The organism is Cellulosimicrobium composti, from assembly GCF_010287905.1.
In the GTDB taxonomy this organism is placed as follows: Bacteria; Actinomycetota; Actinomycetes; order Actinomycetales; family Cellulomonadaceae; genus Cellulosimicrobium; species Cellulosimicrobium composti.
Genome location: NZ_JAAFAN010000052.1, coordinates 1 through 16,091 on the forward strand (window position 1 = coordinate 1; position 16,091 = coordinate 16,091).

At 76.9% G+C, this 16,091-nt stretch carries 10 protein-coding genes; 2 read left to right on the forward strand and 8 right to left on the reverse strand.

What is annotated here, in order from left to right; all coding sequences use genetic code 11:
* Positions 1–131 precede the first annotated feature (131 nt).
* Together GYH36_RS14340 and GYH36_RS14345 are read right to left on the reverse strand one after the other, a co-directional pair.
* Positions 132–1,463, reverse strand: coding sequence for an ABC transporter substrate-binding protein (locus tag GYH36_RS14340; RefSeq protein ID WP_162290181.1), 1,332 nt, complete (start codon positions 1,461–1,463; stop codon positions 132–134).
* A 252-nt stretch (positions 1,464–1,715) separates the two neighbouring features.
* Positions 1,716–2,216: a DUF2505 domain-containing protein gene (locus GYH36_RS14345; RefSeq protein WP_162290182.1), complete on the reverse strand. Its 501-nt coding sequence runs from the start codon at positions 2,214–2,216 to the stop codon at positions 1,716–1,718.
* A 144-nt stretch (positions 2,217–2,360) separates the two neighbouring features.
* On the opposite strand from GYH36_RS14345, the gene GYH36_RS14350 reads away from it, so the two are divergent.
* Positions 2,361–3,842 carry a sensor histidine kinase gene (locus tag GYH36_RS14350; RefSeq protein WP_162290190.1) on the forward strand — a complete coding sequence of 494 codons (1,482 nt, stop codon included), beginning with the start codon at positions 2,361–2,363 and terminating at the stop codon, positions 3,840–3,842.
* Positions 3,843–4,111: 269 nt separating this feature from the next.
* Here GYH36_RS14350 and GYH36_RS14355 read toward each other — a convergent pair whose 3' ends face one another.
* Positions 4,112–4,360: a WhiB family transcriptional regulator gene (locus tag GYH36_RS14355; RefSeq protein WP_021481972.1), complete on the reverse strand. Its 249-nt coding sequence runs from the start codon at positions 4,358–4,360 to the stop codon at positions 4,112–4,114.
* 236 nt (positions 4,361–4,596) lie between these two features.
* Between GYH36_RS14355 and GYH36_RS14360 the strand changes: the two genes are divergently transcribed.
* Positions 4,597–5,052, forward strand: coding sequence for a hypothetical protein (locus GYH36_RS14360; protein ID WP_162290183.1), 456 nt, complete (start codon positions 4,597–4,599; stop codon positions 5,050–5,052).
* A 49-nt stretch (positions 5,053–5,101) separates the two neighbouring features.
* Here the strand turns inward: GYH36_RS14360 and GYH36_RS20365 are convergent, their stop codons facing one another.
* The 5 genes from GYH36_RS20365 to GYH36_RS14385 form a co-directional block, all read right to left on the reverse strand.
* Positions 5,102–9,928: an FtsK/SpoIIIE domain-containing protein gene (locus GYH36_RS20365; protein ID WP_162290184.1), complete on the reverse strand. Its 4,827-nt coding sequence runs from the start codon at positions 9,926–9,928 to the stop codon at positions 5,102–5,104.
* A gap of 116 nt (positions 9,929–10,044) precedes the next feature.
* On the reverse strand, positions 10,045–12,603 hold the full coding sequence (locus tag GYH36_RS14370; RefSeq protein WP_155098520.1) for an ABC transporter permease: 2,559 nt from the start codon (positions 12,601–12,603) through the stop codon (positions 10,045–10,047).
* The gene (locus GYH36_RS14375; RefSeq protein ID WP_024839409.1) at positions 12,603–13,412 is read right to left on the reverse strand and encodes an ABC transporter ATP-binding protein; all 810 of its coding nucleotides are present in this window, start codon (positions 13,410–13,412) and stop codon (positions 12,603–12,605) included. The genes GYH36_RS14370 and GYH36_RS14375 overlap by 1 nt, the downstream gene beginning before the upstream one ends.
* A gap of 296 nt (positions 13,413–13,708) precedes the next feature.
* Positions 13,709–14,440, reverse strand: a complete 732-nt coding sequence (locus GYH36_RS14380) for a response regulator (RefSeq protein WP_115943021.1) — start codon at positions 14,438–14,440, stop codon at positions 13,709–13,711.
* A gap of 56 nt (positions 14,441–14,496) precedes the next feature.
* Positions 14,497–16,002, reverse strand: a complete 1,506-nt coding sequence (locus GYH36_RS14385; protein WP_115943020.1) for a sensor histidine kinase — start codon at positions 16,000–16,002, stop codon at positions 14,497–14,499.
* Between the last annotated feature and the right edge of the window lie 89 nt (positions 16,003–16,091).

The window sequence follows — 16,091 nt, forward strand, 5'->3', positions numbered from 1 at the left end:
GGGGGCCCCCCCCGCCCCCCCGGTCGCCCCCGCCGGGCCGCCCGTTGCGCGGGCCGCCGCGGCCCGCGGCGCGCGGGGGGGGGGTTTACGGCGACGGGGGGTGGGGGGGCGCCCCCCCCGGCCCCGTCAGGTCACAGGCCCAGGTCCTGGAAGGACTGGAGCGTCTTCTGCCACGAGGACGCGGCGTCGTCCGTCTTCTCGACGTCCACGCGCTTGATACCGTCCTGGACGGTCTGGTGGATCGAGAAGTAGTTCGCGCCCTTGAACGGCGCGCCGTCGATCGCGAGCGCACGGTTGACGAAGATCTGGCCGACCGGGGCGTCGTTGAAGAAGTCGTTCGTGAACGACTGCACGGCGTCGGACTCCTGCGCCTCGAGCTGCGACGGGAACGTGCCCGCGTTCTCGAACGCCGTCGTCTGCTGCGCCGGGTCGGTCAGCCACGCGGCGAGCTCCTTGGCCGCCTCGGCGTTGGGGCCCGAGGCCGGGACCGTGAGGAACGAGCCGCCCCAGTTGAGGCCGCCGCCGGGGAAGACGTCCGCGACGTTCCAGCCGGTGACGCCGCCCGAGCGCTCCTCGACCGGGCCGGTCATCCACGCGGGGCAGATCATCGTCGCGAAGCCGTCGTTCTGGAACGCGGCGTCCCAGTCACCCGACCACTGCTCGAGGCCCGCGGAGAGGCCGTTCGTCGTCGACTGCTCGACGACCGTGTCGTAGATGTCGATGATCGGCTGGTTCGTCGCGAGGTCCTTGGGCGTGCCGTCGGACTCCTCGTAGGCGTTGTCGATCTGGTTGACCATGGCCTGCGAGATGGACATCGCCGAGTCGTACCAGGCGGAGTCGCTCGCGGCGACGAAGGTCGCGCCCGCGGCGAAGTAGTCGTCCCACGTGGCGTCCTCGCCACCGAGGAGCTCGGCCACGGCGGCGGGGTCGCTCGGCAGGCCCGCGGCCTCGAAGAGGTCCTGGCGGTAGCAGATCGCGCTCGGGCCGATGTCGGTGCCGTAGCCGATGACCTTGCCGTCGGTCGTCGTCGCCTGCTGGACCTTCCAGTCCACCCAGCGACCCTCGAGCTCGGGGTCGATGAGGTCGGTGAAGAGGTCGGGGTACTGCATGAGCTCGGGGAGCCAGTCGACCTCGATGGCCTCGATGTCGGCCAGGCCCTCGCCGCCGGCGGCGAGCTTGGTCGTGAGGTTGGTCCGCGCGTCCTCGGACTTCGCGGCCTTGGTCTGCTTGACGGTGACGTTCGGGTGCGACTCCGAGTACGCCGCCAGGAGCTCGTCCGAGTAGCCGAAGTCGTTGAACGTGGCGACCGTGAGCGTGATCTTCTCGTCGCCCGAGCCCGTCTCGGCGTCGTCCGAGCCGGACCCGCTCGAGCACGCGGTCAGGGTGAGGGTGATGGCCGCGAGGCCTGCGACGGCGGCGATCGCCTTGCGGGGCCGGCGGGTCGTACGGGTGCTGCTCAGCACGGTGACTCCCTTGTCGGTGGGGCGGGGTCGTGGCAGCGCTCCCACTCCTAAGTGGTAGCGCTTCCACACAACGGCCCGATGGTGCGTTCCCCGGGGAATCCGTGTCAAGCCGCAGGCTGTGAGGGGCGCGGTGTGGTCGCGCTCCCACTCGGACGTTTCCGCAGGTCAGCGCGACGCGGGTCCCTACCGGCCGGTCGGTGTCCGGGGAAATCGTTACCGGTTCGAGACCGCCCCCGGAGCGCGGCTACCGGGTCAGCGCGCGAGCCACTCGCGCCCGGCGGACTCCTCGGCCGCGAGCGCGGTGCGCACCGCCTCGGCGGCGGCCTGCTCGATCGCGCTGCCGAACAACGGCACCGACGCCTTGACGTCGCCGTCGTAGCGCTGGACGGTCCCGTCGCCGTCGGGGGAGAGCGTCACGGTGCCGGTGAGGCGCACCGGGGCGCCGGTGATCTCGAGCGAGACCGTGCCGGCCCGCTCGCCGTCGCGCTGAGGCTCGTACGCCTCGGCCTGGCGGATCTCGAGCTGCCCGCCCACGAACGAGCGCACGTGCGCCGGGATCTGGTCCGTCGGCAGGGTGCGGCGCACCGTCACCGTGAAGCCCTCGACGGGCCCGCCCGTGACGTCGACCTGCTCGACGTGCGCGCCGGACCCGCCCGACCGGGCCGCGCGCCACCGGACGAACTCCTCGTCCGCGAGCATCGCGCCGACGGCGGGGACGGGGGCGGGATAGCGGAGCTCGACGCTCAGGTGCACGGGACCTCCTCGGGCCCTCGCCGACCCTCATGGGGCCGGGCGACGGGTCGGTCGACGGTTCGGGCGACGGTTCGGGCGACCGCGTGCGGGCGCTGATGGGGACTCTACCGGTCCGACCCCTCTACGCTGGGGTCCGTGTCTGCCATGAGTGATCTCATCTCCCGCCACGCCGACCTCGGCCCGGCGGACAACGAGTGGTTGCACCTGCTCGTGGGGGACTGGCAGGTGATCTCCGACCTCGCGTTCGCCGACCTCGTGCTGTGGCTCCCCACGACGGACGGCAACTTCGTCGCCGTCTCGCAGTGTCGCCCGTCGACCGGTGCGACCGTGCACTACGACGACATCGTCGGGTCGCTCGCGCCCGAGGGCCAGCGCCCCCAGCTCGAGCGCGCCCTCACCGAGGCGCGCTCGCAGCGCTCGCGCGAGCCGCGCTGGTTCGGCGCGTACGCGGTCCGTGAGGAGGCCATCCCCGTCGTGCACGACGGGCGGGCGATCGCGGTCGTCGCGCGGCAGACGAACCTCGGCAGCGGGCGCACGCCCAGCCGGCTCGAGCTCAACTACGTCGAGGCCGCGGACGACCTCATCGCGATGATCTCGCGTGGCGAGTTCCCGTTCCCCAACGCCGCGACGGGCCCGCGGCGCGGCGCCCCGCGCGTCGGCGACGGCCTCATCCGGCTCAACTCCGAGGGCGAGGTCCTCTACGCGAGCCCGAACGCGCTGAGCTGCTTCCACCGGCTCGGCGTCATCGGCCCGCTCGTCGGGCGCTCGCTCGCCGAGGTCACCGCGGACCTCATCGAGCACCAGACGCCGGTCGACGAGTCCCTCCCGCTCGTGGTCATGGGCCGCGCGCCGTGGCGCACCGAGATCGAGGCGCAGCGCGTCGCGCTCTCGCTGCGCGCGCTCCCGCTCACGGAGTCGGGCCAGCGCATCGGCGCGGTGCTGCTGTGCCGCGACGTGTCGGAGCTGCGTCGCCGCGAGCGCGAGCTCATCACCAAGGACGCGACGATCCGCGAGATCCACCACCGCGTGAAGAACAACCTGCAGACCGTCGCCGCGCTCCTGCGGCTCCAGGCCCGCCGCATGGACGTGCCCGAGGCGCGCGCCGCGCTCGAGGAGGCCATGCGACGCGTCGCGACGATCGCGCTCGTCCACGAGAGCCTGTCGCAGACGCTCGACGAGGAGGTCGAGTTCGACGACATGGTGGGGCGCGCCCTGCGCCTCGCCGCCGACGTCGCGTCCGCCGACACGAGCGTCCGCACCGTCCGCACCGGCAGCTTCGGCCTCGTCCCCGCCGAGGACGCGACCCCGCTCGCGCTCATCCTCACCGAGCTCGTCACGAACGCCGTCGAGCACGGGCTCGCCAAGCAGGACGCGGGGACGGTCGAGGTCGCGGTCGAGCGCGACGGGTCCGCGCTGCGCGTCGTGGTCGCGGACGACGGCGTGGGCATGCCCGACGGCGACGTCGCCCGGGCGGGCAAGGCGGCCAAGAGCGGCCTCGGGACGCAGATCGTGCGGACGCTCGTGACGAACGAGCTCGGCGGGACGATCGAGTGGTCGCCGCGGCCGGGCGGCGGCACGCAGGTCGTGCTCTCCCTCGTCCTGCGCGACGCGAACCGGCAGGGCTGACGGCCGTCCTGCGGGACGTGAGCCGGCGGGGCTGACGGCGAAGGATGCGCGCGTCGGGGGACGGCGCTGCTGCACGTCGGCGCGGATGACGTGCCGGCCGGTCGCGCCGGCCGGGCTGTCGTGCCGTCGGGGCTGCGGTGCACGTCGGCCGCAGACGCGCCGTCGCGTGGGCGGTGGTGCCGGGCCGCCGGCCGGGTGCGGGAACGACGACGGGCCGCCACCCGCGAGGGTGACGGCCCGTGGTCGACGTTCTCGACGCGGGGTGGGGCTCAGCCGGCGCGGCGCGCGCGGGCGGTGCGCCGCTTGAGCGCGCGGCGCTCGTCCTCGGACAGGCCTCCCCAGACGCCGGCGTCCTGGCCGGACTCGATGGCCCACTTCAGGCACGTGTCGACCACGTCGCAGCGGCGGCACACGGCCTTCGCCTCCTCGATCTGCAGGAGCGCAGGCCCCGTGTTGCCGATCGGGAAGAAGAGCTCGGGGTCTTCGTCGAGGCAGGCTGCGCGGTGGCGCCAGTCCATGATCGTCGTCTCCTTGGCAGAGGGGAGCCTGGTCGCGAGGTGATGACTCGTCGCGGGGCAGCCCGGCATGGGTCTGCCCGGACCAAGGCTCGAGGCGGGGGTGATTGATGCTTGAACCAGGTTCACACCTCGTGAAGCACAGCACAAGAGGTGACGAGAAAGTTTCCGCTGCATGAATCGTGAGGTCTTCGTCACACGGGTGTGAAGCCGCAGGTCGGCGCGTACGCTGGGTTCTCGTGCCCTCCCGCGACCGTTCCGCAGCATCGCCCGAACCGCGCCCGACGCCGCCCCCCGGCGGCCCCTCGTCGCGGCCGGCCGCGCTCACGGCGCTCGTGGCGGGCGTCGGCGTCGAGATCGTCGCCCTCGTGGTGGGTGCCCTCCTCATCCTCGTCGAGCTCGTCCGTGGCGGGTCGCAGTCCGTGGGCGTGAGCGGGTTCCTCGTGGTCTTCGCGCTCGGTGTCGCGGCCGTGCTCGCCGCGAGCGTGCGCGGCCTGCTGGGGGGCCAGCGCTGGGCGCGCTCCCCGGTCGCGACCTGGCAGATCCTCCAGGGCGTCGTCGCCGTCTCGTCCCTGCAGGTCGGGGTGACGCCGTGGGTCGTCGCGGCCCTCGTGCTCGCGCTCGCGGTGCTCGTCCTGCTCATGCTGCGCCCCGTGGTCGAGGCGACGACGCGGGACGCGCGACCGGCCTCCTGAGCCGCCGCGACACCTGAGCCCGACCGCTGCCGGGGTGCCGCCCCCGGCGTCACGGGACCGCGACCTGGACGGGCGCGAGACGCGCGCCGTCGACGAGCACGCCGCGGCCCGGACGTGGGCGCCCCGGCTCGGCGAGCCAGGCGAGGGAGTGCCCGAACACCTCGGAGCTGCCGCGCTCGCCCGGGGCCAGCACGACGCCGGTCCGGGCGCCCCGCAGGTCGGCGAGCGGCCCACGCAGCGCCGTCGCGGCGCTCGCGGTGGTCGCCGTCGCGACGAGCACGATCCCGTCCCGGGCCAGCGTCGCGAGACGGTCGGCCTCGAGGACGCACAGCTGGGCGAGCACGTCCAGGTCGTCGACCGCGACCACGCCGGGCGCAGCGCCGCCGCCGGTCGGGCCGTGAGTCGGGTCGCCGCCGCCGGACGGGGCGTGTGTCGGGTCGCCGGACGGTCTGCGGGGCGGGTGGACGGGCGGGCCGGAGGCAGCGACGGCGTCGAGCAGCGCGGCGACCTCCGACGGGGTGAACCGCCGCGCCGTCGGCGTGCCGCGCGGCGCGAGCGCGGCGACCGCGCCGTCACGGGCGACGACGCCCCGCAGCGCACCGGCGCGCGCGACCTGCTGGACCACGAGCCGCAGCGCGCTCGTGCGACCGCTGCCCGGCGGGCCGACCACGAGCGCTCCGCGCGACACGTCGAGCGACAGGGTGCGGGCGTCGTCCCCGCCGAGCCCGACCAGCACCCGCAATCCTTCCGCGCTCGCGGGGCCCGCGCGGCGGTCGTCGGGAGGGCCTGCGCCCGGGCCGGGTCCCACGCTCGACCCCGGCTGCGGCGGCCGGGCGGGGTCCAGGTGCAGGTGCGGGTCGGAGCGGTCGAGGTCGGACGCGTCGACGCGGTCGGGGAGCCGCGCGAGGCGCATCACGCCCGGCCACCCGCCGGTGACGCGTACCGTGCCCGGCTCTTCGCCGCTCTCACGCACCTGCGCACGGAGGTGCGCTCGCCCGCCGGGTCGCGCGTCGGCGTCGGCGTCGGGGGTCGGGCGCACGGGCGGGTCCGTCTCCGGGCCCGGTTCGGCGGCCCGCGGCAGCGCGACCTGGCACAGCAGCGGGTCGTCCGGCCCGAGCCAGACCGCGCGGCCGGCAGGACCCCCCTGCCCGGCGAGCGCGCTCGGGACGCCGAGCGACACGTCGTCGTGGCGGTCGCGCGACGCGAGGACCACGCGCACGCCGACGTGGGCCGCGAGCCCGCCGACCGTCGGCCCGCTCCCCGCCAGCGCGACCGCGGTGGTGCCCTCGGCGAGGACGTCGGCGAGCAGGTCGGCGCCCGCGCCACCGGCCACGTCCGCGAGCGCGGCCCGGACCGCCTCGACGTCGTCGACGACGAGGAGCCTCCGCGCCCCGGTGCCGGCAGGGCCGGACGATTGCCCGTCGTGGTGAGCGGTGGCGCCTGGCGGCTGCCCGCGGTCGGGACCGGCGAGGCCGGGCGGCCGTCCCTGGGCGTCGTCGTGACCAACGAGGCCGGGCGGCCGTCCCTGGGCGTCGTCGTGACCGGCGAGGAGCCGCAGGAGCCGGACGAGCCGGCGCACGTCGCCGCGGCCCACGACCGTGCCCGTCCCGGGGTGTGACGAGAGGTCGGCGAACGCCCCGACGGCGTGGACCGCCCATCCGCGCTCGAGCGCCGCCCACGCCGCGGTACGCAGCGCGCTCGTGCGGCCCGACCGGGCGCGGCCGAGCACCGCGAGGTGCCCGTCGGTCGGGTCCCACCGGAGCACCGCGCGGCGTTGCTGCGCGGGCACGTCGCCGAGCGCGAGAGGCAGCCCCGCAGGGTCGCTCGCGCCGGACCTGTCAGCACCGTCCTGCCCGACGGCGGAACCGCTCGGCCCGACCTCGGCGCGCTCGAGCTCGTCCGCACCGACGTGCGTCGGCAGTGGAGGGAGCCAGGGTGGCGGCGGCGTGCGCGCGCCGCGGCGCGCGGCGACCTCGCGCGCCGCGTCCACGAGACGTGCGAGCGCATCGCCAGCCGTCGCGTCGCCCGCCGTCGCGTCGCCCGACGGAGGGCCGGCCGACCGGTCACCCACGGTCAGGTCTCCCGACGGGACCGCGCGGCGACCGGTCGGACCGCCGCCCGACAGGCTCGGCGTCGCGCTGCGGGGGACGTGCCACGGCGGTGCGAGCCGCGCCCCGGGCGCCGCGGCGGGCGTCTCGCCGCTCGCGCGGGCGCACTGCACGGCGAGGGGAGGCTCCGCGCCGCGGCGCAGGACGAGGCGCCCGGGCGCCCACGCCGGGACGAGTGCGGCGTGCGGACACTCGACGACGTCCCGGGAGTCGGCGACGTCGACCACCCGCAGGGCGAGTCGCAGCGTGATGTTGGCGCGCACGTCCGCGCTCACGGCTCCTGCCGGCCGCTGCGTCGCGAGCACGAGGTGCACCCCGAGCGCGCGCCCCTGAGCGGCGACGCGCAGCAGACCGGGGAGGAGCTCGGGCAGGTCGTCGGCGAGCGCGCGGAACTCGTCGACGACCACGACGAGCCGGGGCAGCCGACCGCGCGGCAGGTCGTCGACGCTCGTCGCCCCGGCCGCCGTGAGGACGCGCTCGCGGCGGTGGAGCTCGGCGCGCAGACCGTCGAGCGCGCGGCGGGCCAGGCCGGGGTCGAGGTCGGTCACCTGGCCCACGACGTGCGGGAGGCGGCCGCACGCCCCGAAGCTCGTGCCGCCCTTGAAGTCGACGAGCGCGAACGTCACCTCGTCGGGGGAGCGCCCGAGCGCGAGCCCCAGGACGAGGGTCTGCAGCAGCTCCGACTTCCCGGCGCCCGTCGTCCCGGCGACGAGCACGTGCGGGCCGTCCTCGACGAGGTCGACCGTCACGGCTTGTCCGTCCGCGTCGACGCCGAGGACGGTGCGGAGGCCGCGCCGGTCGCGGCGCGGCGCGTCGTCCCAGCGCGCGCCGACCCATCCCGCGAGGTCGTGGCGCGCCCGGGGCGCGCCGAGCAGGTGGCCGAGCGCGACGTCGGGCGGCAACGACGGGGCGGTCGGGTCCGCGGGGTCGGCCCCGCCCGACGGCGTCCCGCCCAGGCGGCCGAGGTGGGCCGCGGCGGCGAGGCGGCGCGCGAGCGCCTCGGCCCACGCCGTGCCCGCCGCGACGTGCTCGCGCTCCGTCCGGGCGCCGTCGGGGCCGACGAGGACCGCGGCAGCGCCGGTGACGTCCAGCACGGTCCGACACCACGCGGGGACGTGCGCGGCGTCCTCGACGACGAGGAGGAGGTCCGTCCCCGCGGCGCGCAGTCGCTCCCACGCGGTCGCGAGCTCGCCGGGCGGCGCGTGCCCGTCGACGACGAGGACCCCGGGTGCGCGGGACGGTGCCGTCCCGTCGGCGACCGGGACCCGGGGCGCGTCGGACGGTGCGGGGCTCGCGACGGCGCTCGCCGCCCGCGCGACGGCGGTCGCGGGGCTCCCCGGCACGACGTCGGCGAGGTCGGCGACGGCCGACGCACCGGGCAGCCACCGGCACCACGCCCAGTCCGCCGCGGCGGGTGGCGGGTGCCGCACGGTGAGCGCGGCGCCCGCGGCCAGGTGCTCGGCCAGCACGGCGCGCGCGGCGCCGAGCGCCCGCGGCCGGGGCCCGACGACCGCGAGGCACCCGTCCGGGAGGCGGGGAGGTACCGGGCCGGCCGGTGCGTCGCCACCGGCCGGGTCTCCGGCCACCGGCCCGACCGCGCCCACGCCCGACGGCCCACCGGCCGAGCCGCCGGGAGCCCTCCCGGTGGAACGGCCGAGGTCCCGGCGGGGCCCGAGCGCACCACCCACGGCGGGTGCGAGCCGCGCGACGGCGGCCCACGTCAGCACGTCGGCGGGCCGGGGAAGCAGCGGGTCGAGGTGCGCCGCCACCGGTGCGTCGGCGACCCCGGGACGTGCGCCCCCGCCGGGCTCGGCCACGACGAGGGCGCCCTGGCGAGCGGCGGCGCGGCGCCGTCGCGCCTCGACCAGCGCGGGCACCACGAGCGCGAGCGGCCCGACCAGCGCGAGCAGCGCGTACAGCGGCTGACGGAAGGCTGCCGCGAGGGCGAGCGACGCGGCGACCGGCGCGAGCGCGGTCGTGAGGTGCGCGGCGCCCGGACGGCCCGGGCTCGTGCCGCCGGTCGTCGGCAGGGCCGGTCCGGTGCGCGGTCCGTGCGCGAGCCCGGGGCGCGGGCGCAGGGCGTAGACGCCGCGCGGGCCGACGAGCGCGTGACCCGGGCGCCACGCCGTCGTGCGCCACCGCGGGACCACGCGGCCCGCCCGGACGGAGCGCGCGAGGAGCGTCCCGGCGTCGTCGGGGACACGACGCGTGCCCCGCGGCGCCCGGACGCGGACCCGGGTCCCGCGGCGACGGGCGCGCCAGCGGACGTCGAGTCCGTCGAGCACGACGCGGCCGCGCGCGCTCGTCAGCGCGACGACGCGCCCGGCGTCCGCGCCGCCCACGACCGCGAGGTGCAGCGGGGCGGCGAGGACCTCGTCGGCGCGTGCGGGGTCGTCGGCGCCGTGCGCACCCGCCCCTCCCGGCTCCGCGCCGGACGACCCCCGGCGGGCGCCGGACGGCTCCCGGGCGGTCGACGGCCCACCCCGGACGGCGAGCGTCGCGCCGGGGAGCAGGGGGCGGGTGCCGCACCGCTGGTCGTCGTCGACGGCGACGCCGTCCACGACCAGAGGCGCCGTGCGGAGCTCGGGACGGCACGCGAGGCGCGCGAGCGCGGCGCGCGCGTCGCCCAGGCGGGCACCGGCGTCGAGCAGGACGTCGGTGCCGGGGTGGACGGTCACGCGCAGCGCGCCGGGCGCAGCGACCGGCGTGACGGAGGGCGGCGGCCCGGCGGGGTGGGCGGACGCGGCGGGTGGCAGGACGAGCGGCACCGCGCGATCGTGCCGGGCGCACGCCGCCCCGCTCCACGCACGAGCGCGCCCCTCTGGACGGGTGATCCGTCCACAGGGGCGCGCGTCGAGAGTGGGCCGGTGGGCCCGTCGTCCGGTCAGTCCACGGCGAGCGCCGCGACCGGCGAGGTGCGGGCCGCCGTCCGGCCCGGCACGACCGACGCCACGAGCCCCGCGACGAGCGCCACGACGAGCACGAGGGCCACGTCCCGCCACGGCACCGCGAGCGACACGTCGCCCATGATGCTCAGCGCGGTCGCCGCGCCGGCCCAGCCGTACAGCACCCCGAGCGCGATCCCGAGGACGGCGCCGACGCCCGCGATGAGCATGCCCTCGATCGCGAGCATCCACCGCAGCTGCGCCCGGCTCAGGCCGATCGCGCGCAGCGTCGCGGACTCGCGCCGCCGCTCGATGACCGACAGCGACAGCGTGTTCGCCACGCCGATGAGCGCGATGACGACCGCGACCGCGAGGAGCCCGACGATGACGCCGAGGATCGTGTCGATCACGCTCTCCATGAGCGCGCGCTCGACGGCCGCGCCCGCGACCTCGACCGGGACGTCCACGTCGACGATCGCGTCCTGGATGGCCGGGACGGCCTGCGTCGGGTCGGCCGACTCGTCGAGACCGACCCACAGGCGCGACGTGACCGCACCCGGGTCGAGCGCCCGCGCGTCGTCCGTCGCGAGGAGCCACGACCACCCGACCGCCCCGGTCCGCGCCACGACGTCGAGCGTCGCGCCGTCCGGCCCCGTGAGCTCGAGCCGCTCGCCGTCGGCGATGCCCCACGACTCGGCCTCCTGCTCGGACAGCATGAGCGTGCCCTCGGCCAGGGGCGCGAGCGACTCAGGAGTGCGGACGACCTCGCGCGCCTGCTCGGGGTCGACGCCGTGGACCGTGAGCTGGGTGCCGTCCGGCAGCGTCGCCTCCGCCGCGACGAGCTCGACGACGCGCGCGACGCCCTCGCTCCCGGAGACGGCACGCACGGCCTCGCCCGGGACGGCCTCGCCCGAGGACCCGTAGAGGTCGGTCGCGACGAGGACGTCCACCGGGTACTGCTCGTCGAGCGCGGTGTCGAGCGACGTGCGGGCGCTCGCGGCACCGGTCGACATCATCGCGACGAGCGTCACGCCGATGAGCAGCGCGGTGCTCGTCGCGGTCGTGCGCCGCGGGTTGCGCAGCGTGTTCGCGGTGGCGAGGCGCGCCGTCGACCCGGTGCCCGCGAGCAGGCGGCCGACGAGGGACACGACGCCGGGGAGCCAGAACACGGCACCGACGAGCACGCCGACGAACGACAGGGCGCCGCCTGCGACGCCGGCGAGCAGACCGATCTCGGGGTTCCCGGTGGTGCCGAGCCAGATGCCTCCGCCGAGGACGGCCAGGCCGGCGACCGTCAGCAGGCTCGCGACGACGAGGCGCGCGCGGCCGCCGCCACGGGCGAGGCTCGGCGCGTCGGCCGGGCGCAGCGCCTCGAGCGGGGCGACGCGCGTCGCGGCGCGGGCCGGGGCGAACGACGCCACGACGGTCACGACCGTGCCGACGAGCAGCGGGACGAGCACGACGACGGGGGTCACGGCGATGGTCGCCGGGATCGGGACGCCCAGGTCCGCGCCGCGGGCCACGAGGAGCGCGACCTGCGTGAGCAGAGCACCGAGCAGGATGCCGCCCACCGAGGACACGACGCCGAGGATCGTCGCCTCGGTCAGCACGGAGCGCGCGAGCTGCGACCGGTTCGCGCCCACGGCGCGCAGGAGGGCGAGCGTGCGCGTGCGCTGCGCGACGAGCACCTGGAACGTGTTCGTGATGACGAGCGCGGCGACGAGCAGGGCCACCGCGGCGAAGCCGAGGATCACGTAGGTGAAGACGTCCTGGTCGCCGGTCATCTTGCGCGCCTGCTCCTGCGCGTGCTCGTCCGGGGTCACGGCCTTGGCCTCGTCCGGGGACGCGGCCACGAGCGCGGCGCGCACGGTCTCGAGGTCCGTGCCGGGCGCGAGGCCGACCATGGCCGCCGAGTAGGTGCGTGCGGGCTCGTCGGGCATCGACTGCGCGGCCTCCCACGCGGCGACGTCCTCGGCCGTCACGACGACGGCGCCGCCCATCTGGGCGTACGCGCCGTACGGGTCGGCGGTCGTGCCGACGACGCTCAGCTCGTCGCGGACCTCCTCGTACGCGCCGCCGTCGGGCGCGGAGCCGTCCCACACGTTGCGCGAGCTCGTGACGGCGTCGCCGATCCCGACGCCCAGGCGCTCGGCCACGGCCTCCGGGAGCGCGACCTGCCCGGTCGCGGTCGGCATCGAGCCCTCGACGACCTCGAGGGCCTGGAAGCGGGGGTCGGACGGCGCGGGGACGCCGAGCTGGAACACGCGCTTCGAGCCGTGGGACAGGTCGAGGTAGGTGAACTGCACCGCGTCGACCGCGTCCACGCCCGGGACGGAGCGCAGGGCGTCGACGTCGTCGGCGGTCAGGTCGGCCGGCGCGGACACGACGAGGTCCGCGCTCGCGAACTGCGCCGCGATGGAGTCGTTCGTGGTCCGGGTCATGACGTCGCCCGCGATGAGCGTCGCCGTGACGAACGCCGTCCCGATGACGATCGCGACGCCGGCCGCGACGAGGCGGCCGATGCTGCGGCGCATCTGCGCCAGGGTGAGGCGGAGCATCAGGCGCGCACCGCCTGCGACACGTCGGCGCCGGGAGCCTCCAGCGTGCGCAGGGCGTCGAGCCCCGCGAGCACCGACTCGGGCGTCGGGTCGGTGATGTCGCCCGCGATCCGCCCGTCGGCGATGAGCACGACGCGGTCCGCGTACGCCGCGGCCGTCGGGTCGTGCGTGACCATGATGATGGTGCGGCCGAGCTCGCGGACGGAGCGGCGCAGGAAGCTCAGCACCTCGGCGCCCGACCGCGAGTCGAGGTTGCCGGTGGGCTCGTCCGCGAACACGACCTCGGGCCCGGCGATGAGGGCGCGCGCGATCGCGACGCGCTGCTGCTGCCCGCCGGACAGCTCGCTCGGGCGGTGGGCGAGGCGCGCCTCGAGGCCCAGCGTGCGCACGAGCGTGTCGAGCCACGCGCGGTCGACCTTGCCGCCCGCGAGCTCGACGGGGAGCGTGATGTTCTGCTCGGCCGTGAACATGGGCAGGAGGTTGAACGACTGGAACACGAAGCCCACGCGGTCGCGGCGCAGCTGCGTGAGCGCGTTGTCGTTCAGGCCGGTGACCTCGGTGTCGCCGATGAAGGCGTGGCCGCTCGTCGCCGTGTCGAGGCCCGCGAGCAGGTGCATGAGCGTCGACTTGCCCGAGCCGGACGGGCCCATGATGGCCGTGAAGTGACCGCGCTCGAAGTCGACGTCGACGCCGTCGAGCGCGTGGACCGCCGCCTCGCCCTTGCCGTAGGTCTTGCGCAGCGAGCGGGCCCGCACCGCGGGCGGGCCGGCGGGGGCCGGGTCGGTGGGTCGGTACACGGTGGTGTCCACGTCGTCTCCTGGGGCGTCGTCGTCGGTCGTGCGGCGCGCCCGACCTGCGGTCGAGGGCGTGCGCCGGGATCGTGGACGACGCTACGGAGCGGGGGCGGTCCGCCGCGTCCGGCGACGGTCGGGTCCTGCGCGCGGGGCGGGTCATCCCGTGGTCGTAGACGCGTCCCGCGCCGGGCGGACGGCGCCCCACCCAGGGCGGACGCGCGGACGGCGCCCCTCCTGGCGGCGGACGCGCGGACGCCCCGCGGGTCGCGGTGACCGGCGGGGCGTCGGGGGGTCGCGGAGGCGCGCTCGGATCAGCCGCCGGGGCGCACGAGCCCCGTCTCGTACGCGGTGACGACCGCCTGGACGCGGTCGCGCGCGCCGAGCTTGGCGAGGATGCGCCCGACGTGCGTCTTGACCGTCGCCTCCGCGACGAAGAGGTCGCTCGCGATCTCGGTGTTGGAGCGACCGCGCGCCATGAGCACGAGCACCTCGCGCTCGCGCTCGGTGAGGCCTTCCACGGCCGCGTGCGCGGGCGAGTCCTCGACCTGCTCGGCGGGCAGTGCCGTGACGAGGTGCTCGAGCAGGCGGCGCGTCGACGACGGCGCGATCACCGCGTCCCCGCGGTGCACCGTGCGGATCGCGGCGAGCATCTCCTCGGGCGGGGCGTCCTTGAGCAGGAAGCCGCTCGCGCCGGAGCGGATGGCCTCGAGCACGTACTCGTCGAGGTCGAACGTGGTGAGGACGATGACCTTGGGCGCGTGGCCGCCGTCGGCCGCCGCCGCGGTGAGCCGCGCGGTCGTCTGCAGCCCGTCGAGGTGGGGCATGCGCACGTCCATGAGCACGACGTCGACGGGGTGGTCGGCGAGCAGGCGCAGCGCCTGCAGCCCGTCCCCGGCCTCGACCGCGACGGTGAGGTCCGGCTGCGAGTCGATGACCATGCGAAAGCCCGCGCGCACGAGCTGCTGGTCGTCGACGAGCGCGATGCGCACGGGGTCGTGGGTCTCCGGGGCGTACGCCCCGTCGGGGAGGACGGCGTCGGTCATGGTGTCCTGTCGGTCGGTCGGGCCGGGGTCCGGTCGCGGGGAGGTGCGGTGGCGCGTCAGGCGGGCGTCGGGGGCGGGGGTGGCGGCGGGACCGCCGCGCCGGGCGGGCGCGCGGGGCCCATCCTGCCCGACGGCGCGGGCGCGGGCAGGACGGCCGTCGTGGCCGCCGGGCCGGACACGGCTGCCGGGCCGGGCGCGGCACCCGGGGCGGGCGGGACGGGGAGGCGCAGGTGCACGCGGAAACCGCCGCCCGGCCGCGGGCCGACCTGGACCGTGCCGCCGAAGAGCGCGGCGCGCTCGCGCATCCCGAGCACGCCGTAGCCACCGGGCCGCGCGTCCGTGTCGGCCGCGGTCGAGGCGCCGCGCCCGTCGTCCTCGACCTCGAGGTCGAGCGTCGTGGCGCCCCAGCGCACGACGACCGTGACCTCCGGGTCGGGGCCCGCGTGCTTGAGCACGTTCGTCAGGGCCTCCTGGCACACGCGGTATACCGTGAGCCCCGCGCCGGGCGGGAGCTGCCGCGCGTCGCCCACGCGGACGAAGGACACGCGCAGGCCGCTGTCCCGGACCTGCGCGACGAGGGACTCGAGGTCCGCGGTGTCGGGCTGCGGCGCGCGCTCGAGCGCCGCCGTCGCGCCGCTCGCCGGCCCGGACGCGGGCGGGCCGTAGGGCGAGCCGGCGCTCTCGCCCGGCGCGGTGCCGCGGCCGGCGGGCAGCGCGAGCGTGCCGCCCGGGCCGACGGCGGGAGCCGGGCCGGGGACCCGCGGCGCCTCGGACCGCAGCACGCCCAGCAGGCGTCGCATGTCGGCGAGTGCCGTGCGCCCGGTCTCGGACACGGTCGTCAGCGCGCGGGCCGCGGCGTCGGGGTCGTGCGCGGCGGCGTACCGGCCGCCGTCGGCCTGGGCGATGATGACGGAGAGCGAGTGCGCGACGATGTCGTGCATCTCGCGCGCGATGCGTGCGCGCTCGGCGGCCGTCGCGATCCGCGCCTGCTGGTCGCGCTCGACCTCGAGCCGCTCCGCGCGGTCGACGAGCGCGGCGATCGTCTCGCGGCGCGAGCGCCGCACGAGTCCGAACGCCCAGACGGCGAGGAACGTCATGCCGCCGAACGCGGACGTGAAGAACACCATCATGGCGAGGTCGGCGAGGCGGCCCGAGAGGAGGCCGAGCGCGACGCCCAGCACGACGGCGCCGGCGAGCGAGGACGCGATCGCGGTGCGGTGCGCCCAGCGCGGCCCGTACACCGTGACGGAGTAGAGCGCGACGAGCACGGCGAAGTCCGCGGGGAAGATGAGGAGGTAGCCCGCGAGCAGGTGCGCGAGCGCGACCGCGTACACCGTGATCGCCGACGCGAGCGGCCGCGACCGCCGCCACGGCAGGGGGAGGAGGAGCAGGACGGCCCAGAACGCCGCCCACCCGCCGTGCGTCGCGTAGCCGCTCGCCCCGGACGCCGAGAACGCCGCGGACGCCGGGACGAACACCACGGCGAGGACGAGCGTGACGGTGAGGTCCACACCGAACCGGTGCTGGTCGGACCACTGCCCGAGCCGCTCGTACCATCCCATGCGCTCCAGCCTAGGCAGAGGGTGCGCGCGGGGCGTCCGACCAGGGTCGCAGAGTTCACGCGACACGATGGGACCGAAGTCGTACTGAT

Excerpts from the sequence above, each read along its gene's own strand:
- GYH36_RS14350 (WP_162290190.1), top strand. The coding sequence starts at position 2,361 with ATGAGTGATCTCATCTCCCGCCACGCCGACCTCGGCCCGGCGGACAAC.
- GYH36_RS14380 (WP_115943021.1), bottom strand. The coding sequence starts at position 14,440 with ATGACCGACGCCGTCCTCCCCGACGGGGCGTACGCCCCGGAGACCCAC.
- GYH36_RS14355 (WP_021481972.1), bottom strand. The coding sequence starts at position 4,360 with ATGGACTGGCGCCACCGCGCAGCCTGCCTCGACGAAGACCCCGAGCTC.
- GYH36_RS14385 (WP_115943020.1), bottom strand. The coding sequence starts at position 16,002 with ATGGGATGGTACGAGCGGCTCGGGCAGTGGTCCGACCAGCACCGGTTC.
- GYH36_RS14370 (WP_155098520.1), bottom strand. The coding sequence starts at position 12,603 with ATGCTCCGCCTCACCCTGGCGCAGATGCGCCGCAGCATCGGCCGCCTC.